This window comes from Arthrobacter sp. TJ-58 (genome assembly GCF_058269295.1).
This window is the reverse complement of sequence record NZ_JBZCNM010000009.1, coordinates 41,261-61,812: the sequence shown is the minus strand read 5'-3', so window position 1 is coordinate 61,812 and position 20,552 is coordinate 41,261. Positions and strand designations below refer to the sequence as shown.

Here is a 20,552-nt window from a genome sequence, read left to right as displayed (position 1 = left end):
GAAGATCAGGCCGAGGAACCCCACACTTACGCTGCCCACCAGCGCGATAACGAGGAGCCAGACAATGAGCGTTCGGTACTTGTTCATGGTTCGCATAGTCCGTCGAGTCTACCGATCCGCCGGGGTGCGCGTCCGGGTGGCCGCCAGCGCGGCTGCAGCCATCAGGGCGGAAAGGCTCATGATGATGGCCAGCGGCACCGCGGATTCCTTCCCGGCCAGCCCCGTCAGCGGGGAGACCAGCGCTCCGGCGAAGAACTGTCCGCCGCCCAGGATGGCTGATCCGCTTCCGGCCGCGGGGCCCACTTCCGCCAGGGCCAGCGAGGTGGTGTTGCCCATGATGAATCCCACCGAGGTGGCCGCGCAGAAGATGGGGATCGCCAGCAGCAGCGGCGGAGCACCCCCGACGGAAAGGGCGAGCACGGCGAGCGACATGACGAGAAGTACGGACACAGCCACCGTGACGGTTCTGCGCGGCGGTATCCGGCGGGCGAGACGGGCGGAGATGAAACCGGCAGACACCAGCCCCATGGCGTTGACTCCGAAGGCAATGCCGTAGGCGGACGCTGAGAGCCCCATGAGATTTTGATAGACAAAGGGGGAAGCTGAGATGTAGGCCATGAGCACGCCGAAAGTACTCGCGAACAGGAGGGCGTAACCCAAAAATTTCCGGTTTCCCGCCACGCCGGCCAGCCCCGCCAGCAGGTGCCCGCTGCTGCGGTGGCTCCGGGGCTGGGACTCCGAAAGCACCCCGGCCACGCAGACAAACATCACCAGGGACAGCCCTGCCAGCACCCAGAGGACGCCCCGCCAGCCCAGGCTTTCCGCCAGCAGTCCGCCTGCCGTGGGCGCAACCACCGGCGCCACCCCGCCAATGGTCATGAGCAGGCTGAAGGTGCGTGCCGACGTCACACCGGTTGTGAGGTCCGCGACCATGGCCCGGGCGATGACCACTCCGGCGGAGGCGCACAGTCCCTGGAGCAGCCTGCCTCCCACCAGCACGGCCAGAGTGGGTGCCAGCGCGCAGACAGCTGAGGCCACCACAAAACCTGCCGAGCCCAGGAGCAGCGGCCGAAACCGCCCGTGCCGGTCCGAAAGCGGTCCGAAGACCAGCTGCCCCGCACCCATGCCCAGCAGGAAGGCCGTAAGAGTCAGCTGGACGCCGGTGGCAGATGCGCCAAGTTCAACTGTCATCGCCGGGAAAGAGGGCAGGTAAAGATCGGTTGCAAACGGTCCGGTGGCCGAGAGCAGCGCCAGGACCAGCAGCAGGCCGGTGGTCATGGAGGTGGCCGGCCTTCGGCGAAAAGGACTGAACATAGGCCTGATGGTACGGCCCCCCTCCCCCGGAGCTCCATTCAGGGGGAGGATGGCAGCACAGCACACCAGCCGGCATACCCCAAACCACCCAGAAGGACGGGATGCATCATGAGCACCAGTGAACAGGACCGCAAGCGCATAGTTGTGGGTGTGGACGGCTCCCGACTCTCCATTGAAGCGCTCTGGAAGGCCCGGCGCCTGGCGGCTGTGCTGGGGTGTTCACTGGAGGTGGTGACGGTCTGGGAGTACAGCATCTCCCTTGCCCCGCCTGTTCCCTCGGACGTTTGGTCTCCGCATACCCAGGCCTCGCAGACCCTCACGGAGGCCGTGGAGGAAGCCTTCGGCGACGACATCCCTCCGGATCTCAAGCAGACTCCCCTGGTGGGACTGCCGGTGGAGCTCCTCATCCAGGCCAGCCGCGGGGCGGAAATGCTCGTGGTGGGCAACCGCGGGCGCGGAGGCTTCGCCGGGTTGCTGCTCGGATCCGTTAGTTCAACCCTGGCAGCACATGCCCGGTGCCCGGTGCTGATCGTGCACCGCGGCGAATCGGCGTAGCGGGGGAACCGGCCTCCCTCGGGACGCCGATTCCGCGGCGGGACTCAGTGCCCGGCCGGGGCCTTGCGCAGCAGCACTCCCGCACCGGCGGCAGCAGCCAGCATGATGACGACGCCGATCAGGGACGTGACGCTGACACCCGAATCGAACGCGGCCTGTGCCGAGTGCAGCAGGGCCGAACCCTGCTCCGGCGGCAGCGACTGCACTGCATCAACGGCGCCGCCAAGGGTTTCGCCGGCGGACTCGGCCTGTTCGGGGCTCAACCCGGCAGGCACCTGCACGCCGTTGCGGTAAGCGGCCGTGAGGATGCTGCCCAGCACCGCAGTGCCCAGAACGGAGCCGATCTCATAGGCCGTCTCGGAGATCGCCGAAGCGGACCCGGCGCGGGACGGCGGAACACTGGCAAGGATGAGGTCATTGGAAATGGTTTCCGCTGCCCCCACTCCCACGCCCAGGAAGAGGAAGGCCAGCACCAGCTGAAGCACGGTGACAGATTCTCCGGCGAAAAACACCAGGGCATAGCCGGCGGCGTTGAACAGCAGTCCGCCGGCCACCACGTAAGCCGGCCGCAGATGCTTGACCAAAGGCACCACGGCCAGGCCGGTGATGATGGTCAGCACCAGTCCGGGAAGCATCGTCAGGCCAGCTTCGATGGGCGACTGTCCCACCACCAGCTGCAGGTGCTGGGACAGGAAGAAGATGAAGCCCACCATGGCGAAGAGGCTGAGCAGATTGGCGCTGATGGAACCCGTGAACACCGGATTGCGGAACAACCGTACGTCCAGCATCGGCTTTTCGCGGCTCAGCTGGCGGCGCACAAACAGTGTTCCCAGCACCAGGCCCGCGAGGATGAACGGCAGGCCGTGGACAACGCCGTCGGACGCGAAGGACTTAATGCCGTAGGTGATCGCCAGCATGGAGCCCATCACCAGCACGACGCCGAGCACATCCACGGCGCCCGGGCTCGGGTCCTTGGATTCGGGCAGCAGGATGGGTCCGAAGATCAGCAGCGGCAGCAGCACCGGAATGGAAAGCAGGAACACCGAACCCCACCAGAAGTTCTCCAGCAGCACGCCGCCCACGATCGGACCCAGGGCCGCACCGCCGGAGAAACCCGCCGCCCAAATGGCCACCGCAACGCGCCGCTGGGACGGAACGGTAAAGATATTGCGGATCAGGGACAGGGTGGCGGGCATCAGCATGGCGCCGAAAACACCCATCAGGGCACGGGCCAGGATCAGCATGGAAGCGGTGGGGGCAAACGCTGCAACCAGCGACAGGACACCAAAACCGACGCTGCCGATCATCAGCAGACGACGGCGGCCGATCCGGTCCCCCAGGCTGCCCATGGGAACCAGCAGTCCGGCCAGGACCAGAGCATAGATGTCCACAATCCAGAGCAACTGCGTGCCGCTGGGTGCCAAAGCCTGGGACAGCGACGGGATGGCGAAGCTGAGGACGTTGTTGTCGATGGAGATGAGCAACACCGGCAGCATCAGGACGGCAAGGCCCAGCCATTCGCGCCGTCCGGCTCGATGGATCCGGGGTGTTTCCTGTACGGCAAGCACAGCTGTCTCCTTCGCGGGGTGATGGTGGGGGCGGCAGCAGCGGCAGAGCGGAAGTCTTCACACCCTTGGCCACTTACTGTACCGTCTAGACTGTACAGGAAAAGATGGCGTAGCGTAAACGTATGCCTGAGCACACTTCCACCCGGGACCGCATTCTCTCCGCTTATGAGGAACTCCTGATCAATGAGGGTCCCCGCGGCGCCACCATGGACGCCGTGATCGCACTGGCCGGCGTGTCCAAAGGCGGACTGCTGTACCACTTCAAGAACAAGGAAGCCCTGGCTGCAGCCCTCATCGCCCGCCTTGAAGAGTTGGCGGCGGAAGACATGAGGTCCATGAGCGCCGACCCGGAAGGCCCGTCCCGGTACCTCGTCCGGGAATCCGTCTATGTGGGAAGCGCACTGGACCGGGCGCTGATCGGCGTCGTCCGCCTTGCCCAGGCTTCGGACCCGGAAGCCTCCGCCCTCCTGAAACGGATCCACCGCGGCTGGATGGACCTGGTCCTGGCCGAAGTTGGCCAGCCGACCATTGCGCGGGCCATTGTCCTGCTCGGCGACGGACTGTATTACAACGAGGGACTGCCGGGCGGGTGGCCGCGGGAAAAAGGTTCCACCACCACGGAGTCCGTCGCTGAACTGCTGGAGGTTGTGGACGTCCTGAAGTCCCATGCAGCCAGCCTTCCGCAGCCCCGGTAGGCGCGCGGCCCGCTTCGTCCGCTCCCGGCGGTGCCTCCCGGCGGCGCCCAGCCCCCTGTGCCACAGTGGGTCCATGGACATCAGCACAGCAGATCTTTATGACGAGCACGGCGAGTTCCTGGCGTCGGTATCCCTGCAGTTCCAGGACCTGGGCGGGCACACGGGCTTCAGCGGCCCCGTCCGCACTATCCGCTGCCGGGAGGACAACGGCCTGGTCAAAGCCACACTGAACTCCCCCGGCGACGGTGCTGTGTTGGTGGTTGACGGTGCGGGATCACTGAACACCGCTTTGATGGGGGATCTGATGGCCGCCGCGGCCGTGGAAAACGGTTGGGCCGGCGTCGTCATTAACGGCGGTGTCCGGGACCGTGCAGCCCTGGCGAAGCTGCCGCTGGGCATCAAGGCACTGGGCTCGAATCCGCGCAAAAGTGCCAAGGATTCCGTTGGCGAGGTGGACATTCCCGTGGAGTTTGGCGGTGTCACCTTCCGGCCGGGCGCAGTCCTTTACGCCGATGAAGACGGCATTCTGGTAGAACGCTAGGAGAGATTCATGGCCAACGTCCTGCTGTTCCACTCCGCCCTGGGATTGACTCCGGGGATGGACGCCTTTGCAGAAGTGCTGCGGGAAAACGGACATACCGTCAACGTCCCCGACCTCTATGACGGACGCACCTTCGGGGATCTCGAGGCGGGAATCGACTACGCGGAGGAGATCGGCTTCCAGGAGCTGGAGGACACCGGAGTCCACATTGCCGCGCGGTTTCCGCCGGAGACGGTGTATATCGGATTTTCACTCGGGGTGATGCCGGCACAGCGGCTGGCGCAGACCCGTTCCGGCTCCCGGGGCGCGGTGCTGATCAGCGCCTGCGTTCCGCTCGGCGTCTTTGGCGATACGTGGCCCGCGGGGGTGCCCGTGCAGATCCACGGCATGGAGGACGACCCCGTTTTTGTGGAAGAAGGTGACCTCAGCGCGGCCGAAAACCTCGTGGAGACCACGGCCGATGCGGAGCTTTTCCTGTATCCGGGCACCTCGCACATGTTTGCGGACATCAGCACGGAGGACTATGACGAAACAGCAGCACCCGCGCTCATGGCGCGGGTGCTGGACTTTCTGGCCCGCGCGGAGCGGTAGCACCCCGCGGCCGGAGGACCTGGAAGGGTTAGGCGTTCCAGAGGCCGTAGGAGTCGGCCAGCGAAGAGATTTTCTGTGCACGGGCCAGACGCGGAAGGTAGGAACCGTCGCCCACCACGGCACCGGCGGCATGCGCTTCGAGCAGCTCGTGGGCCCACTGGACCTCGGACTCGCTCGGGGACAATCCGTGGTTGATGGTGTCCGCGGCGTCCGGCAGCAGGCAGAGCTTGCCGGTCATCCCCATGGACTGGGTGACCTTGCAGGCGTCAAGCAGCTTCTCTCCCAGGGCCCCAACGGTGGGTCCGTCGATCGGGCCGGGCAGCTGCCCCACGCGGGACGCGACCACCAGCTTGGAGCGGGCGTAGGCCAGCGCCATCGGGTCATCGGAGGCACCGGTGTCGCGGCGGAAGTCGCCCACACCGAAGGCAAGGCGGAAAGTACCCGGAGCTGAAGCGATCGCCGTCGCGTTCTCAATGCCGAGGGCGGATTCCACCAGGGCCAGCACCGGAGTTCCGGCCTGCAGGCGCATGGCCGTATGGGTGACCTGCTCCGGCTTCTCGGTCATGGCCAGCATGACGCCGCGCAGGCCCGGAGCCTTGGACAGTGCGGCCAGGTCATCGGCCCAATAATCGGTTTCGATGCCGTTGACGCGCACCCAGGCGGTCATTCCGGTGGAGAGCGCCTCGACAACGCGTTCGCGGGCAGCGGCCTTGCCGGGTGCCGGGACAGCATCTTCCATGTCGAACACCACGGAATCCGCCTCCGACGCTAGCGCCGGCCCAAAGTTGGCTTCATCAGCAGCTGATGCGAGCAGCCAGGAGCGGGACAGTTTTGCAGGCAGCGACGCGGCGCGGCTGTTACGAAAAGGGGCCATACTATAGACCCTACTTTCCAGCCGCCGCCTTATTCCAACTGGCGGCTGCGGCAGCGCCGGCATTACGGCTCCGGCGAGGGGTGCCCGTGCTACGCTTCCCTGCAATTATGTGCCGGCCGGGAGCGCTGCTGGAGGGTATGAGCACCATGTTGGAGTATGTGAATCACCTCGTCTCCATTCTCGAAAGCGGCAACGCCTGCGCCGTTGCGACCATCATCGACGCTTCCGGTTCCGTGCCCCGGCCTGCGGGGACCTCCATGCTGGTTTCGGGCTCCGGAGCCGTCACCGGTTCACTGTCCGGCGGCTGCGTGGAAGCCGCAGTCGTTGAAGCCGCACTTTCAGTTCTCGGGGAGGGCCGGGCGCGCACAGAAACCTTCGGCTTCAACGCCGACGATGCCTTCGCCGTGGGGCTCAGCTGCGGCGGAACGCTGGAGGTGCTGGTCCAGCCCTTTTATCCCGCTGCCGGTCCCGGCACCGGCCTGCTGCTGCCCGACGGCGGCCGGGCGGCAGCGGTGGTGCGCCGGGCGGACGGGGAGGGCGGCGCCGTCGTAGTTGGTGATTCTTCCGCGCCCGGCCTTGAAGCCGCGCTGGAGGAAATTGCCGGCGCTGCCTCGGCTCCTGCAGCTGAACACCTTCGGGACTTGATGAGCCGCGGCTTTACCGGGACGGTTCACATCACCGGCAGCCCGCTGGTCCTGTTCCTGGAATCCCGGCAGCCGGCCCCGCGGCTGTACCTGGTCGGCGCGAATGACTTCTCCGCAGCGCTCTCGGCCATGGCCCATCAGCTTGGCTACCGGGTCACCGTCTGCGATGCCCGGCCTGCCTTCACCTCCCGATCGCGCTTTCCCGACGCCGAAGAAGTGGCAGTGCAGTGGCCGGACACATTTCTCCGCGAGCGCGCCGAGGACGGAGAACTCGATGCCAATTCCCTGGTGTGCGTCCTGACCCATGACGCAAAGTTCGATCTGCCGGTGCTGGAGTATGTCCTCCAGCGGGATCTGGCCTACGTGGGTGCCATGGGATCACGCCGCAGCCATGCCCAGCGCATGGCTGCGCTGCGGGCCTCAGGCGTCTCCGAGGACCACCTCACCCGCCTGCATTCGCCTGTCGGGCTGGACATTGGCGCGCTCACACCGGCCGAGGTGGCCGTTTCCATCCTGGCTCACATGGTGGCCGTGAGAAACGGAAACCGCAGCGGGGCACCCCTTACTGCTGTGTCCGGGCCCCTGCATCCTGCCGGACGCCACTCGGCAGAGATTGCAGCTATGTGCGCACCGTGACGGCAGCGGCGGTGGCGCGCCTACCGGGGAGACGCGGATTCCGCAGACGCAGCGCGCAGTTCGGCAATGCGCAGCCGCAGGAAGATGATCAGCAGCACCAGCGCCCACACCGCCAGAACGGCCACTGCGGCGACCACCAGGAAATACAGAATGACGACCAGTGCGCCCACGCCTGTTCCTACGCTCATCACGTTTACCCCATCCTTCAGTGTTGCGGGACCTTCAGTGTTCCGGGGCACCTGTGCGCCGCCGGTGCCCCGAATACTACCGGCGCTCAGATGGCCTTTCCCGGATTCAGGATGCCCAGCGGGTCCAGGGCACGGCGGATGGAGTGCTGCACGCCCACTGACACGTCGCCGAGTTCGGCTCCCACCCAGTCCCGCTTGAGCAAGCCGACCCCGTGTTCGCCGGTCAGGGTTCCGCCGAGCCCCTTGGCAAGGAAGAACATCCGGCCCAGGGCGTCCTTCGCCGGCCCGTCCGTTACGGAATCCCCGGGATCCATCACGATCATGGGATGCAGGTTTCCGTCCGAAGCATGGGCGATCGTAAAAATCCGCACTCCGGTGGCAGCGGAAATTTCTTCCAGCCCGGTGACGGCTTCGGCCAACCGGCCGCGGGGCACACCGATGTCCCCGATTGAAACCCGTCCGATCTTCTCCAGCGAGGGGATGGCGTCCCGCCGGGCGCGGACCATGGCGGCCGCTTCCTCGTCGTCGGCGGCTTTCTCGCATGAGGCGGAATGCTCGCGGACGGCCTGCTGCACCACGTCCTGCTCCAGGTAGGCACCGTAGCCGTCCGTCTGCACGAGAAGGAACGAGGCGCCGCGGGAGCGGAAATCAGTGCCCGTTGCGGCATCCACCGCTGCCAGGGTGGGCCCGTCCATCAGTTCCATCATGGAGGGCTGGATCCGGGCGGCCACCACCGCCGAGGCCGCTCGGGCAGCGCTTTCGACGTCGGGGAAAAACGCCGCCACGGTCGCCGTGGCGACCGGCAGCGGGCGCAGCCGCAGCGTGGCTTCGACGACGACGCCCAGGGTTCCTTCGGAGCCGATCATCAGCGCGTTCAGGTCATACCCGGTGACGCCCTTGATGGTTTCCCTGCCGGTGCGCAGTTCCCGGCCGTCGGCCAGGATAACGCGGAGGGCGAGCACGGATTCCCGGGTGACGCCGTACTTGGCGCAGCGCATTCCGCCGGCGTTGGTCGCGATGTTGCCGCCGATGGAACAGATGGCTGTGCTGGCAGGATCCGGCGCGTAAAACAGGCCGTATTCCGCGGCTGCCGCGTTGATCTCTGCGTTAAGGACCCCGGGCTGGACCACCGCCAGCTGCTCCAGGGGATCGATGCGCAGGATCTTGTTCATCCGGGAGACGTCCAGGACAACTTCCCCCGCGCGCGCGGATGATCCGCCGGCCAGGCCCGTGCCGGCGCCGCGTGTCACCACCGGCACCCGATGCCGGGTGGCGAGGCGCAGCGTGGCCGCCACATCCTCCGCAGACTCGGCAAACACCACACCGTCCGGGTGCGAGTCAGCCACAAATCCCGAGCGGTCCGTGCTGGCATGCTCCCGGTGCGCTGCCTCGCGGGAAGCATGCGGTGCCAGATCCAGCAGCGTAGCGCTCGGCGCCGGGCCTGAAGGCCCGACGGCGGCATCAGGGTCGGAGAAGATGCTCACGGTTACGGGACCATCCAGCCGAGGACGGAGGTTGACTGGAGCCAGATCAGCAACGTCATCAGCACCAGCAGGCCGAGGCTCCAGCCGATGAGTTTGCGCAGCAGCGTGCTCTCAGCCCCTTCAAGGCCCACCGCGGCAGAGGCAATGGCCAGGTTCTGCAGCGAGAGCATCTTCCCCAGTACGCCGGCGGAGGAGTTTGACGCCGCCATCAGAGTGGCCGAAAGCCCCGTCTCATTGGCAGCTGCCACCTGCAGCTGGCCGAAGAGCGAATTTGAGGAAGTGTCCGAACCCGTCAGCGCCACGCCTATCCATCCCAGCAGGGGTGAGAGCAGTGCAAAGAACCCGCCGGCCGAGGCCAGGGCCACGCCCAGTGTGGTGGTCTGACCGGAAAGGTTCATCACGAAGGACAGCGCCAGCACGGCACAGACCGTCACAATGGTCCAGCGCAGCTGCTTCAGCGTTTCTCCGTAGACCTTTACACCCTGGCCGGGGCGGATCCGGTACAGCAGCATGGTCAGGATTCCGGCGAACAGCAACAGGGTTCCGGTGGCCCGGATGTGGTCGAAACGCAGCGTCTGGGCGCTGACGGGCTTGCCGTTCGAATCCACGACGTCCAGACCCGGCCAGTGAAAGGTGACGCTGCCGATCTCCATCAGCCAGGCCTTGACGGCCGGTATCTGCGCAACGGAAAAGACGGCAATGATGATCAGGTACGGAGCAGTGGCCGTCCATACGCTGCGGGCATCGGGACGGGGAGTATTTCCGCCCGCAGCGGCTCCCGCTCCCGGCAGCCCGGCCGAACGGCGGCCCCGGTCCGGAGCGTCCGGACCCGGGCCGTCCAGGGCGCTTCCTGCACTTCCTGCGCCCGCTGCGTCCACCGTTTCGCGGGGTGCGGCCGCTTCCTCCCGGATATCCTCGGTTCCCTGCACCTGCCCCGACATGCCGATGATTTCCGCGGGCTGCCAGACCCGGAGCATCAGCAGCACGGCAATGACGGTGGCTACGGCAGCCACCACGTCGGTCAGCTCCACCACAAAGTAATTTGAGGCCACAAACTGCGAAAGCCCAAAGACAATTCCGGCCACCAGGGCAACCGGCCAGGTTTGCCGCAGCCCGCGCTTGCCGTCCACCAGGAAAACCAGAATCAGGGGTACCACCAGGGCGATGAACGGTGTCTGCCGCCCGGTCATGGACGACAGCTCCTGAAGCGGAATGCCGGTGACACCGTTCAACGCGATGATCGGGGCCGCCATGGCGCCGAAGGCTACGGGGGCAGTGTTGGCCAGCAGCGCCACGATTGCGGACTTGAGCGGTTTCATCCCCGCGGCCATCAACATGGCAGCGGCAATGGCCACGGGCGCGCCGAACCCGGCGAGGGACTCCAGCAATGCACCAAAGCAGAAGGCGATCAGGATGGACAGGATCCGCAGGTCGTCGGAGATGGATCGGATGGTGCGCCCCAGGACCTCGAACCAGGGGGTGGCGACCGTCAGCTTGTAGATCCACAGGGCGTTGATCAGGATCCAGAGGATGGGGAAGATGGCGTAGAACGCACCCAGACCGGTGGCTGCTGCCACCTGTCCCGCGGGCATCTGCCATCCCACGACCGCCAGCACAATGGACAGCACCAGCGAGATGAGACCGGCCTGATACGCCTTCATCCGGAAGACACCGAGCAGGACAAACAACAGCAGCAGCGGCAGGGCCGCCAACACAGCGGACAGGACCAGGGAATCGCCAATCGGGTCCAGCTGCTGGGTGAAAGCAAGCGGTGTCCTCACAAAAACTCCTTTGTCTTTGTTTCACGTCCGTCTGCCCGGTGTTGCCGCTCCAGCATCATCCGCGGTGACGATGGGTTGAGAGTAGGCCGCAACCGTGGGCGGGTCAACGGTGGCGGAGAGATTCCATCCCTCCTCATCACGCGGGGTATCCGCTCATCTGAGGACCCGATATTGCTCACATGATAAGTTGAGCGGCACCTATCCGACTGTCGGCCACGAGGCGGAACCATGAGCAAACTCAGCAGCGCATCCCTATCGAACCTGCCGGGCAATCTGTCCGTTCCCTCCTATGACCGGTCTGAACTCAGCGTTGGCATTGTCCATTTTGGTGTTGGCGGATTTCACCGGGCCCATCAGGCGATGTATCTGGACCGGCTCATGAACGACGGCGGTGCTCGGGATTGGGCGATCTGCGGCGTCGGGGTGTTGCCTGGCGACGCGGCCATGAAGACCGTAATGGATGCCCAGGACTGCCTGTACACACTGGTGCTCAAGAATCCCGACGGCAGCCGCGAGGGGCGCGTCATCGGCTCGATCATCGAGTACTTGCTGGCCCCGGAGGACCCCGAAGCGGTCATTGAGAAAATGGCTGCCCCGGGCACGCGGATCGTCTCGCTGACCATCACGGAGGGCGGCTACAACTTCCACCACGTCACCGGGGAATTTGACGCCGACAACCCCGCAGTCGCCGCAGATCTGCAGCCGGGCGCCACTCCGGCGACGGTCTTCGGGCTGGTTGCGGAGGCACTGCAGCGGCGCCGGGACAGGGGCCTGCCGCCGTTCACTGTTATGTCCTGTGACAACATCCAGGGCAACGGCGATGTGGCCCGCAAAATGTTCACGGCCTTTGCTTCCCTGCGCAATCCCGAGCTGGGTGCCTGGATGCAGGAGAACGTTGCCTTCCCCAACTCCATGGTGGACCGGATCACTCCGGTGACCACGGACCAGGACCGCGCCATGGTCGCGGAAGACTTTGGCGTGGAGGACGCCTGGCCGGTGGTGAGCGAGGACTTTGAGCAGTGGGTGCTGCAGGACGACTTTCCGCAGGGTCGTCCTGCCTATGAAGACGCGGGCGTTCAGCTGGTGGACGACGTCGAACCCTATGAGCTCATGAAGCTGCGCCTGCTCAACGCCAGCCACCAGGGCCTGTGTTACCTGGGTTATCTGGCCGGTTACCGATACGCACATGAAGTCAGCCAGGATCCGCTCTTCGCCGGTTTCCTGCTGGACTACATGAGCCGGGAGGCGAGCCCCACGCTGGCACCCCTTCCCGGCGTCGACCTCCCCGCCTATCAGCACCGGCTGATTGAACGGTTCTCCAACGAGCACGTCCGGGACACCCTTGCCCGGCTCTGCGCCGAGAGCTCGGACCGGATCCCCAAATGGCTCCTGCCGGTCATCCGCGAAAACCTGGCTTCAGGCGGGGAGATCCACCGCTCGGCGACCATTGTGGCCGGTTGGGCGCGCTACGCGGAAGGCACAGATGAGCAGGGCAGACCGATCGAGGTGGTGGACCGGCTGCGCGAAACCCTGATGGCGTCAGCGGCGCGGAACCGCGAAGATCCCCTGGCCTTCATTGCGAACAGTGACCTCTTTGGCGATCTGGCCTCCAACGACCGCTTTGTCCAGGCTTACACCGCTGCTCTGGAGTCCCTGCACGAGGCCGGAGCCGCAGCCACCGTCGCCGGCCTGACTGGGGGTAACCAGGCTTAGGCGGCGCTGCCGGAAAGAGCCGCCGCCAGCTCTTCATCCACCACCAGGGTGGTCACAAAGCCGGCTGCCAGCACTGCCCGGACCGCTGCCGCCCGGGCGGCTCCCTGGGCCACGGCAATGACGCGGGGAGTGTGCTGCAGCTGCTCAAGGGTTACCGCCACAACGCGGCCGTTCAGCTCTGAGTCCACGGGCCTGCCCGCCGCATCCAGCAGCCGCCCGGAGCATTCGGCCACCGCGCCGGCGCGCGCTGCCGCCAGCCGCACACGGTTGTCCACCCGGTCCCAGACAGTGGAGAGACCCGGCTGCCAGGCGCCCACCGCTACGACGGCGACATCCAGGGTGCCGGCCCGTGCCAGGGTGTCGGCGATCTCGGGCTGTCCGCGCAGGCTTTGCGCCGTGGCGGCGTTTTCCACCACCAGGGGTGCCCAGAGCGGCCAGGTTTCCACGCCGTCGTGCCGGCCCAGGTTCTGGATCAGTTCCAGTGAATTTCCACTGCCGGCAACCGGCAGCGCCCCGGCGAGCTGGACGATGCTGCAGGACGGCAGCGCTGTCACATGGCCCGCTGCGAGGTCCAGGGTGCGGGACCACGACATACCCACGGCGGCACCGTCGAAAACTGCTGCCATGAGCTCCTCCGCGGCAGCCTGTGCCATTCCTTCACGGGTGGTGCGGGCATCCGGCCCCGTGGACGTGATGCGAATCTGTTCGATGCCCAGGGCAGCAGCCAGCCCGGCGGGTTCAGCGCTGCAGGAGGCGGCGGCAGGGAAACGGACGTCGATGCGCACGATTCCGAGTGCACGGGCCTCTTCCAGATAACGCGCCACCTGAAAGCGGGAAATGCCGCAGGTCCGGGCTATTTCCACCTTGGAGAGGTTGTTGAGGTAGTAGTCACGGCCAATCCTGGCCAGCAGCTCCTCATGGGATGCGTCTATTCCGGTAATGGCCCTCGCCCTTCCTGTCCCAAAGCCCGTCCTCGAAAAGCATCCGACTGTTGCCCAATGGGATGCATGTGTTTAGAGTTACTCCCCAAATGAGCACAACGCAATTCTCAGATGAGCAAAGGTGACATATGAGAACAGGACGCAGCAGGCCGGGAAGCCGCGGACGCGGTTACCGAAGGAGCGCGGCCGCAGGAGCGGCGGTCCTTGCCCTCATACTCGCGGGGTGCGGCAGCAACAGCGCTGACGGACCCGAGGAAATTGTGGTGGCCATCGTTTCCAACCCGCAAATGACCGATGCAATCTCGCTGGAGGATGAGTTCCGCGCCCGGTACCCGGACGTCGATCCCCAGTTTGTCTCGCTTCCCGAAAACGAGGCCCGGGCCAAAATCACAGCATCCGTGGCAACCGGGGGCGGGGAGTTCGACGTCGTGATGATTTCGAATTATGAAACGCCCATGTGGGCCGAAAACGGCTGGATCACCAATCTCCAGGACTACACGGAGGACACCCCGGGCTATGACCCGGAGGACTTCATTCCCAATATCCGTGAATCGCTCAGCTACGAAGGGGATATGTACTCGGTGCCGTTCTACGGGGAGTCCTCTTTCCTGGCTTACCGCAAGGACCTCTTCGAGGAGGCCGGGCTGGAGATGCCGGCCAAACCCACCTGGCAGGACATCACCGAGTTTGCCGAGAGGTTTAACGACCCGGACAACGGGTTCTCGGGTGTCTGCCTGCGCGGCCTGGCCGGATGGGGCGAAGTGATGGCTCCGCTGACCACCATGATGAACACCTACGGAGGCGGCTGGTTTGACCAGGACTGGAATGCCACCCTGGACTCACCGGAGGTGGAGGCAGCCGTTACCGACTACGTGAACCTGGTGCGCAGCTACGGGCAGCCGGGCGCAGCCACTTCCGGGTTCGGCGATTGCCTCACCCAGTACAGCCAGGGCAACGCGGCCATGTGGTACGACGCCACTTCCATGGTCTCCTCGGTTGAAGATCCGGAATCCTCACTGGTGGTGGGAAAAACCGGCTACGCCCCGGCACCCGTGAATGAGACGGATTCTTCGGGCTGGCTGTACAGCTGGTCTCTGGCCATTCCCGCCACCAGCGAAAAGAAGGATGCAGCCTGGGATTTCATCTCATGGATGACCGACAGGGACTATATCCAGCTGGTCGGTGAGAAAATCAGCTGGGAGCGGGTGCCGCCGGGCAGCAGGCTGTCCACCTACGAGATTCCCGAATTCGCCGAGGTTGCCGAGGCCTATGCCCAACCCACGCTGACCGCCATGGCGGGGGCCTCGCAGGAGTCCAGCATGTTGGGCTCAGTACCGTATCCGGGGCTGCAGTTCGTGGGCATTCCCGAGTTCCAGGACCTCGGCACCCGGGTTGCTCAGCAGATCTCAGCAGCGATCGCGGGACAAAAAACGGTGCCCGAGGCCCTTGAGCAGTCACAGCGCTACGCCGAAACCATCGCGGAGAGCTACCAGTCAGGAGACAGCAAATGAGTGCCCTGGTAGACAAGCACCAAGCCAAGGTCCGCCGGGACGCTGAACAGCGCCATACCCGCGGCATCTCCAGTGCCGAAGGCTGGCGGCGCCGCGCACCGTTGCTGCCGGCACTGGTCTTCACGCTGATCGTGACCCAGGTTCCCTTCCTTTTCACCATTTGGTATTCGCTGCAGAACTGGAACCTGCTGAATCCGGAGGGCGACCGCTTTGTTTGGTTCTCCAATTACATTGAGATTTTTGCCGACTCCACCTTCCGCCAAGCCGCCCTGAACTCGGTGATTTTCACTTTGGGCTGTGTTTTCTTTGCAATGCTCCTGGGCATTGTGTTCGCCATCCTGCTGGACCGGTCCTTCAGAGGACGGGGAATCGTCCGGACCCTGCTGATCACTCCTTTCCTGATCATGCCGGTGGCCGGTTCCCTGCTCTGGTCGGTGTCCATCCTGAACCCCAACTACGGGTTGCTGAACTGGCTGATCGGCCTGGTGGGCATCTCCCCCGTGGACTGGACCTCGGCCCATCCGATTGCCTCCATCCTCATGTCCCTGGTGTGGCAGTGGACGCCGTTCATGATGCTGCTGGTCCTGTCCGGGCTCCAGTCGCAGCCCAAGGACGTTCTGGAAGCAGCGCAGGTTGACGGGGCCGGCTGGTGGCGCACCTTTATTTCGGTGACGCTGCCGCAGCTGCGCCGGTACATCGAACTCGGCGTCCTGCTTGGTGCGATTTACGTGGTCAACACCTTCGACCAGATTTACCTGATGACCGCCGGCGGGCCCGGCACGGCCAGCGCCAACCTGCCGTTTTACATCTACCAGCGCGCCTTCCTGGGCTTCGACATTGGCCAGGCCGCTGCCATGGGCGTGGTGGTGGTGGTTGCCACCATCATCATTGCCACCTTTGCCCTTCGCCTGATCTTCCGCAGCTTCGACGTAAAGGACTAGCCGTGAGCACCCAAACCGAACCGGCTCCTTCCAGAGGCGTCCCCTCCGCGTCCGAAACCCCGGCGGTCCGGCCCAGGCGGGGGAAGCCCCGGACAGGCGCGTCACTACTGACCGCACTGACCTGGATCCTCGCCATCGGCTTCTTCTCGCCGGTGCTGTGGATGGTGCTGACGTCCTTCAAGCAGGAATCGGCCGCCGCCTCCAACCCGCCCACCTTTTTCTTCACGCCCACGCTGGACCAGTACCGCGCAGTGCTCGACGCCGGCGCCGGCAGTTACTTCATCAATTCAGCGATTGCCACCGGAGTGTCCACCCTGCTGGTGGTGATCATGGCCGTTCCGGCGTCCTATGCGCTGAGCATCCGCCCCGTGAAAAAGACCTCCGACGTGCTGTTCTTCTTTATCTCCACCCGGATGCTGCCGGTGGTTGCGGTCATCATGCCCATCTACGTGATTGCCGGGCAGCTGAAGGTGCTGGACAACATCTGGACACTGGTGGTCCTCTACACCTCGATGAACCTGCCGATTGCGGTGTGGATGATGCGCTCCTTCTTCCAGGAGGTTCCCGCTGAGGTGCTCGAGGCGGCGCAAATGGACGGAGCGGGCCTGTTGAAGACACTCTGGCGCGTGCTGATGCCGATGGTCGCCCCCGGCCTGGCGGCCACCGCGCTGATCTGCGTGATCTTCGCGTGGAACGAATTCTTCTTCGCGCTGAACCTTACGGCTGCCAAGTCCGCCACGGTGCCCGTGTTCCTGGTGTCGCAGATGACCAGTGAGGGCCTGTACCTGGCGCAGTTGTCCGCCGCATCGGTCCTCGCGTCACTGCCGGTGGTCCTTGCCGGCTGGGTGGCGCAGAAACAGCTGGTCCGCGGCCTGTCCATGGGTGCCGTGAAATAAGGCGCGGGCAAGACCAGCGGGGAGTCAGTCCTCCCTGGACCTCCGGGTCGCCTTATCGTTGGCCTTTTGAATCGCGTCCACGAGCTCGCTCTTTGTCATTTTCGAACGGCCGGAAATGTCCAGTTTCGTGGCTACGTCATAAAGGTGTTCCTTGGACGCATTCGCGTCCACCCCGCCGGCGGTCTGTGAGGATGAATTCCGCCCTTCCGCAGCTTTGGCGTCGGACGGGCCTTTCTTGTCCTTTTCTTCCCAGTGGTCCCCCACCTTTTCGTGGGTGTGCTTCAAGGCAGCATAGGCAGTGCGGGCAGCACGCTCCGGGTCCCCGTATTCCTCCTCGGCGGAGTCGAACGTCTTGGCGAAGGTGTCCTGTGCCAATGTGTCCGACCGCTGCAAAGTGGAAGGGATTTCTTCCTTGAGGGCATGGCCGTTCTTTCCGGTCTTTGGCATAACGCGTCCTCTCCGTCAGCTGTCAAAAGTCCTTGGAGTCAGCACTCCACCACATTGACGGCCAGTCCGCCAAGAGCGGTCTCCTTGTATTTTGAGCTCATGTCCCGGCCGGTTTCGCGCATGGTGACAATAACTTCGTCCAGCGAGACGCGGTGGTCTCCGTCGCCCCAGAGCGCCATTTTCGCGGCGTTCACGGCCTTGGCGGCACCGATGGCGTTGCGCTCGATGCAGGGGACCTGCACCAGTCCGCCAATCGGATCGCAGGTCAGGCCCAGGTTGTGTTCCATGGCGATTTCGGCGGCGTTTTCCACCTGTTCCGGGGTTCCGCCCAGAATTTCGGCCAGGCCGGCTGCGGCCATGGAGGACGCGGACCCCACCTCGCCCTGGCAGCCCACCTCCGCACCGGAGATGGAGGCCTGTTCCTTGTAGAGAACGCCCACGGCGCCCGCGGCGAGCAGGAACCGCACAACGACGTCGTCCTTCTGTTCCTGCGTGGCGTTTTCCATGCCGGGGCCGTAGTGGGTGGCGTAGAACATGACGGCGGGAATAATGCCGGCGGCGCCGTTGGTGGGCGCGGTGACCACCCGGCCGCCGGACGCGTTTTCCTCGTTGACGGCCAGCGCCACGAGGTTCACCCATTCCTGCCAGAACTTCGGATCGCGGTTCGGGTCCTCGGCGCGCAGCCGGGCGTGCCAGGCCGGCGCCCGGCGGCGGACCTTGAGTCCGCCGGGCAGCAGGCCGGTGCGGCGGATGGCGGAGTTCTTGCATTCCTCCATCACGTCGCGGATGTGAAGCAGGCCCGCCCGGATTTCGGCTTCGGGGCGGGAAACTCGTTCATTGGCGAGCATGACTTCGGAAATGCTCAGCCCGTTGTCGGTGCAGTGCTTGAGGAGCCCGACGGCGGTGCGGAAGGGGAAGGGCAGGGCCGCCTTGGTGGACTCGAGCTCTTCCCGGGCAGCGTCTTCCTCGCCGTCGCGGACAATGAACCCGCCGCCCACGGAGAAGAACGTGGCCTCGTGCAGCACCGATCCGTCAGCGGCACTGGCGGCGAATTTCATGCCGTTGGTGTGCCGCGGCAGGACGGTGAGCGGGTGCAGGACAATGTCCGCTTCGCCGTATTCCAGCACGCAGTCCCCGGCACCGGGCACCTGCGAGCAGAGCTGCAGTTTCCGGGTCGCTTCGATGGCGGCCAGGCGCTCCTCGACTTCTTCGGGCAGGATCTTCTCCGGAGCGAACCCTTCCAATCCCAGCAGCACCGCGGTCATGGTGCCGTGGCCGCGGCCGGTCGCCGCGAGTGACCCGTACAGGTCAACGCGGAGACCGGCCACGGATTCCAGGATGCCGGCGTCGACCAGCTCCGCCGCGAAAACGGCAGCGGCACGCATCGGTCCCACGGTATGGGAACTCGACGGGCCGATGCCCACGGAGAACAGATCAAAAACGCCAACAGCCATGAATATTCCTTTAAACGTGCGCCGGAGCGGTGGCCAGATCGGCCACCTCGGTGTAAAGCGGATGTGCGGAGGCCAGCGCGGTGACGCGGGCCTTCAGTTCCGAGAGGTCCTCGTCTGCACCGGCGATCAGGGCCAGTGCAATGATGTCGGCTACTTCGCGGAAGGCGTCTTCATCGAAGCCGCGGGTGGCCAGCGCCGGGGTGCCGATCCGCAGGCCCGAGGTCACCATCGGCGGCCGCGGGTCAAAGGGAACGGCGTTGCGGTTCACGGTGATGTCGATTTCCGCCAGCCGGTCTTCGGCTTCCTGGCCGTTGAGCTCGGCGTTGCGCAGATCAACCAGCACCAGGTGCACGTCAGTGCCGCCGGAAACCACGGAGATGCCCTTGGCGGCGACGTCGTCGGCCAGCAGGCGTTCGGCGAGGATCCGCGCGCCGGCGAGCGTGCGCTCCTGGCGTTCCTTGAACTCCGGGGTGGCCGCGATCTTGAAGGCAGTGGCCTTTCCGGCGATCACATGCTCCAGCGGGCCGCCCTGCTGCCCGGGGAACACAGCCGAGTTGATCTTCTTGGCGATGTCGGCGTCGTTGGAGAGAATGATGCCGCCGCGCGGACCCGCGAGGGTCTTGTGCGTGGTGGACGTGACCACGTGGGCGTGGGGAACGGGGCTGGGATGCAGACCGGCAGCCACCAGACCCGCAAAGTGGGCCATGTCCACCATGAGGTAGGCGCCCACCTCGTCGGCGATGCGGCGGAATTCGGCAAAGTCCAGCTGGCGGGCGTAGGCGGACCAGCCGGCCACGATCAGCTTGGGCTGGTGCTCGCGGGCGAGGCGCTCCACCTCTGCCATGTCCACCTGGTGGGTGTCCTCGGCAACGTTGTACGGAACCACGTTGTACAGCCGGCCGGAGAAGTTGATCTTCATGCCGTGCGTCAGGTGGCCGCCGTGCGCCAGCGAAAGGCCCAGGATGGTGTCGCCCGGACGGATCAGGGCGTGCATCACCGAGGCGTTGGCCTGGGCGCCGGAATGCGGCTGCACGTTGGCAAAGTTGGCACCGAACAGGGCCTTGGCGCGGTCGATGGCCAGCTGCTCAATGACATCCACGTACTCGCAGCCGCCGTAGTAGCGGCGTCCCGGGTAGCCCTCGGCGTACTTGTTCGTCAGCACCGAGCCCTGGGCTTCCATGACGGCCACGGAGGTGTGGTTTTCCGAGGCGATCATTTCCAGGCCGGACTGCTGGCGGCGGCGCTCGTTGTCGATCTGCTCCGCCACCTCCGGGTCAATCTGCGCCAGATGGGAGTTCAGGTAATCGGTCACAGTTCGCCGCCGTTCTTTTCCGCGTACTCTTCAGCGCTGAGGAGTTCGCCCTCGGACGTGGTGCTCACGGTGAAAAGCCAGCCGGCACCGTACGGGTCCTCGTTCAGCAGGGCCGGATTGTCGATGGCCTCTTGGTTGATTTCCATGATTTCGCCGGAGACCGGAGCGTACAGATCCGAAACGGACTTGGTGGACTCGACTTCGCCGCAGGTCTCACCGGCGGTGATGACAGAGCCGACCTCGGGCAGGTCAACATAGACCACATCGCCCAGGGCGTCGGCAGCGACGGCGGAAATGCCAACCTTGACGGGGCTGGAAGCGTCCACCCACTCGTGTTCGGCGGAGTAGCGGAGTCCTGCGTTCACTTTGCTCATTGTGTGCCTTTCGGTGCATCTGAGGTTCTGCCGGGTTACTTCAAAGTCTAGGCCGCGCGGGATGGCAGTAAGTGCGCGTCTCAGGGCTGAGA

Annotated in this window: 20 protein-coding genes; 9 read left to right on the top strand and 11 right to left on the bottom strand. The window is 65.1% G+C overall.

The features are described from left to right. Positions 1–108: 108 nt before the first annotated feature. A complete protein-coding gene (locus AC4D2W_RS17100) occupies positions 109–1,314 on the bottom strand; it encodes a multidrug effflux MFS transporter (protein ID WP_490928129.1) in 1,206 nt (401 codons plus the stop codon). A gap of 108 nt (positions 1,315–1,422) precedes the next feature. Here AC4D2W_RS17100 and AC4D2W_RS17095 point away from each other — a divergent pair, with 108 nt between their 5' ends. Further along, positions 1,423–1,869, top strand: coding sequence for a universal stress protein (locus AC4D2W_RS17095; RefSeq protein ID WP_490928128.1), 447 nt, complete (start codon positions 1,423–1,425; stop codon positions 1,867–1,869). A gap of 44 nt (positions 1,870–1,913) precedes the next feature. Here the strand turns inward: AC4D2W_RS17095 and AC4D2W_RS17090 are convergent, their stop codons facing one another. Beyond that, positions 1,914–3,437, bottom strand: coding sequence for an MFS transporter (locus AC4D2W_RS17090; RefSeq protein ID WP_490928127.1), 1,524 nt, complete (start codon positions 3,435–3,437; stop codon positions 1,914–1,916). A gap of 122 nt (positions 3,438–3,559) precedes the next feature. Between AC4D2W_RS17090 and AC4D2W_RS17085 the strand changes: the two genes are divergently transcribed. From AC4D2W_RS17085 to AC4D2W_RS17075, 3 genes are all read left to right on the top strand, one after another. Then, the gene (locus tag AC4D2W_RS17085) at positions 3,560–4,132 is read left to right on the top strand and encodes a TetR/AcrR family transcriptional regulator (protein ID WP_490928126.1); all 573 of its coding nucleotides are present in this window, start codon (positions 3,560–3,562) and stop codon (positions 4,130–4,132) included. Between the two features lie 73 nt (positions 4,133–4,205). After that, positions 4,206–4,673: a ribonuclease E activity regulator RraA gene (rraA, locus tag AC4D2W_RS17080; protein ID WP_490928125.1), complete on the top strand. Its 468-nt coding sequence runs from the start codon at positions 4,206–4,208 to the stop codon at positions 4,671–4,673. Positions 4,674–4,682: 9 nt separating this feature from the next. Further along, entirely contained in the window at positions 4,683–5,264 is a 582-nt protein-coding gene (locus tag AC4D2W_RS17075) for a dienelactone hydrolase family protein (protein ID WP_490928124.1), read from the top strand. Positions 5,265–5,292: 28 nt separating this feature from the next. On the opposite strand, the gene AC4D2W_RS17070 is transcribed toward AC4D2W_RS17075, so the two are convergent. Beyond that, positions 5,293–6,138 carry an HpcH/HpaI aldolase/citrate lyase family protein gene (locus AC4D2W_RS17070; protein ID WP_490928123.1) on the bottom strand — a complete coding sequence of 282 codons (846 nt, stop codon included), beginning with the start codon at positions 6,136–6,138 and terminating at the stop codon, positions 5,293–5,295. A 137-nt stretch (positions 6,139–6,275) separates the two neighbouring features. Here AC4D2W_RS17070 and AC4D2W_RS17065 point away from each other — a divergent pair, with 137 nt between their 5' ends. Further along, entirely contained in the window at positions 6,276–7,418 is a 1,143-nt protein-coding gene (locus tag AC4D2W_RS17065) for an XdhC family protein (RefSeq protein ID WP_490928122.1), read from the top strand. Positions 7,419–7,438: 20 nt separating this feature from the next. Here the strand turns inward: AC4D2W_RS17065 and AC4D2W_RS17060 are convergent, their stop codons facing one another. From AC4D2W_RS17060 to AC4D2W_RS17050, 3 genes are all read right to left on the bottom strand, one after another. After that, positions 7,439–7,606, bottom strand: coding sequence for a hypothetical protein (locus AC4D2W_RS17060; RefSeq protein WP_490928121.1), 168 nt, complete (start codon positions 7,604–7,606; stop codon positions 7,439–7,441). Between the two features lie 86 nt (positions 7,607–7,692). After that, a complete protein-coding gene (locus tag AC4D2W_RS17055; protein WP_490928120.1) occupies positions 7,693–9,090 on the bottom strand; it encodes an FAD-binding oxidoreductase in 1,398 nt (465 codons plus the stop codon). Positions 9,091–9,092: 2 nt separating this feature from the next. Further along, positions 9,093–10,871, bottom strand: coding sequence for an L-lactate permease (locus AC4D2W_RS17050; protein WP_490928119.1), 1,779 nt, complete (start codon positions 10,869–10,871; stop codon positions 9,093–9,095). A 228-nt stretch (positions 10,872–11,099) separates the two neighbouring features. On the opposite strand from AC4D2W_RS17050, the gene AC4D2W_RS17045 reads away from it, so the two are divergent. Next, positions 11,100–12,584, top strand: a complete 1,485-nt coding sequence (locus AC4D2W_RS17045) for a mannitol dehydrogenase family protein (RefSeq protein WP_490928117.1) — start codon at positions 11,100–11,102, stop codon at positions 12,582–12,584. Here the strand turns inward: AC4D2W_RS17045 and AC4D2W_RS17040 are convergent. After that, entirely contained in the window at positions 12,581–13,447 is an 867-nt protein-coding gene (locus tag AC4D2W_RS17040; RefSeq protein ID WP_490928115.1) for a sugar-binding domain-containing protein, read from the bottom strand. The two genes, AC4D2W_RS17045 and AC4D2W_RS17040, sit on opposite strands and share 4 nt — an antisense overlap. A 206-nt stretch (positions 13,448–13,653) precedes the next feature. Between AC4D2W_RS17040 and AC4D2W_RS17035 the strand changes: the two genes are divergently transcribed. Genes AC4D2W_RS17035 through AC4D2W_RS17025 form a run of 3 tightly spaced genes read left to right on the top strand, consistent with a single transcriptional unit; the run spans position 13,654 to position 16,873 of the window. After that, on the top strand, positions 13,654–15,036 hold the full coding sequence (locus AC4D2W_RS17035) for an ABC transporter substrate-binding protein (protein WP_490928114.1): 1,383 nt from the start codon (positions 13,654–13,656) through the stop codon (positions 15,034–15,036). Beyond that, a complete protein-coding gene (locus AC4D2W_RS17030; RefSeq protein ID WP_490928113.1) occupies positions 15,033–15,977 on the top strand; it encodes a carbohydrate ABC transporter permease in 945 nt (314 codons plus the stop codon). Before AC4D2W_RS17035 ends, AC4D2W_RS17030 begins: the two co-directional genes overlap by 4 nt. Positions 15,978–15,979: 2 nt before the next feature. Then, on the top strand, positions 15,980–16,873 hold the full coding sequence (locus tag AC4D2W_RS17025) for a carbohydrate ABC transporter permease (protein WP_490928112.1): 894 nt from the start codon (positions 15,980–15,982) through the stop codon (positions 16,871–16,873). Between the two features lie 24 nt (positions 16,874–16,897). Here the strand turns inward: AC4D2W_RS17025 and AC4D2W_RS17020 are convergent, their stop codons facing one another. Genes AC4D2W_RS17020 through gcvH form a run of 4 tightly spaced genes read right to left on the bottom strand, consistent with a single transcriptional unit; the run spans position 16,898 to position 20,460 of the window. Beyond that, entirely contained in the window at positions 16,898–17,320 is a 423-nt protein-coding gene (locus AC4D2W_RS17020; protein ID WP_490928110.1) for a ChaB family protein, read from the bottom strand. Positions 17,321–17,358: 38 nt separating this feature from the next. Continuing rightward, the gene (locus AC4D2W_RS17015; protein WP_490928109.1) at positions 17,359–18,774 is read right to left on the bottom strand and encodes an L-serine ammonia-lyase; all 1,416 of its coding nucleotides are present in this window, start codon (positions 18,772–18,774) and stop codon (positions 17,359–17,361) included. Positions 18,775–18,784: 10 nt separating this feature from the next. Continuing rightward, positions 18,785–20,086, bottom strand: a complete 1,302-nt coding sequence (gene glyA / locus AC4D2W_RS17010) for a serine hydroxymethyltransferase (protein ID WP_490928108.1) — start codon at positions 20,084–20,086, stop codon at positions 18,785–18,787. Next, positions 20,083–20,460 (bottom strand): glycine cleavage system protein GcvH, encoded by a 378-nt coding sequence (gene gcvH, locus AC4D2W_RS17005; RefSeq protein WP_490928107.1) that lies wholly within the window; start codon positions 20,458–20,460, stop codon positions 20,083–20,085. Before gcvH ends, glyA begins: the two co-directional genes overlap by 4 nt. Between the last annotated feature and the right edge of the window lie 92 nt (positions 20,461–20,552).

Excerpts from the sequence above, each read along its gene's own strand:
- AC4D2W_RS17100 (WP_490928129.1), bottom strand. The coding sequence starts at position 1,314 with ATGTTCAGTCCTTTTCGCCGAAGGCCGGCCACCTCCATGACCACCGGC.
- AC4D2W_RS17095 (WP_490928128.1), top strand. The coding sequence starts at position 1,423 with ATGAGCACCAGTGAACAGGACCGCAAGCGCATAGTTGTGGGTGTGGAC.
- AC4D2W_RS17085 (WP_490928126.1), top strand. The coding sequence starts at position 3,560 with ATGCCTGAGCACACTTCCACCCGGGACCGCATTCTCTCCGCTTATGAG.
- rraA (WP_490928125.1), top strand. The coding sequence starts at position 4,206 with ATGGACATCAGCACAGCAGATCTTTATGACGAGCACGGCGAGTTCCTG.
- AC4D2W_RS17075 (WP_490928124.1), top strand. The coding sequence starts at position 4,683 with ATGGCCAACGTCCTGCTGTTCCACTCCGCCCTGGGATTGACTCCGGGG.
- AC4D2W_RS17070 (WP_490928123.1), bottom strand. The coding sequence starts at position 6,138 with ATGGCCCCTTTTCGTAACAGCCGCGCCGCGTCGCTGCCTGCAAAACTG.
- AC4D2W_RS17065 (WP_490928122.1), top strand. The coding sequence starts at position 6,276 with ATGAGCACCATGTTGGAGTATGTGAATCACCTCGTCTCCATTCTCGAA.
- AC4D2W_RS17060 (WP_490928121.1), bottom strand. The coding sequence starts at position 7,606 with ATGAGCGTAGGAACAGGCGTGGGCGCACTGGTCGTCATTCTGTATTTC.
- AC4D2W_RS17045 (WP_490928117.1), top strand. The coding sequence starts at position 11,100 with ATGAGCAAACTCAGCAGCGCATCCCTATCGAACCTGCCGGGCAATCTG.
- AC4D2W_RS17035 (WP_490928114.1), top strand. The coding sequence starts at position 13,654 with ATGAGAACAGGACGCAGCAGGCCGGGAAGCCGCGGACGCGGTTACCGA.
- AC4D2W_RS17030 (WP_490928113.1), top strand. The coding sequence starts at position 15,033 with ATGAGTGCCCTGGTAGACAAGCACCAAGCCAAGGTCCGCCGGGACGCT.
- AC4D2W_RS17020 (WP_490928110.1), bottom strand. The coding sequence starts at position 17,320 with ATGCCAAAGACCGGAAAGAACGGCCATGCCCTCAAGGAAGAAATCCCT.
- AC4D2W_RS17015 (WP_490928109.1), bottom strand. The coding sequence starts at position 18,774 with ATGGCTGTTGGCGTTTTTGATCTGTTCTCCGTGGGCATCGGCCCGTCG.
- gcvH (WP_490928107.1), bottom strand. The coding sequence starts at position 20,460 with ATGAGCAAAGTGAACGCAGGACTCCGCTACTCCGCCGAACACGAGTGG.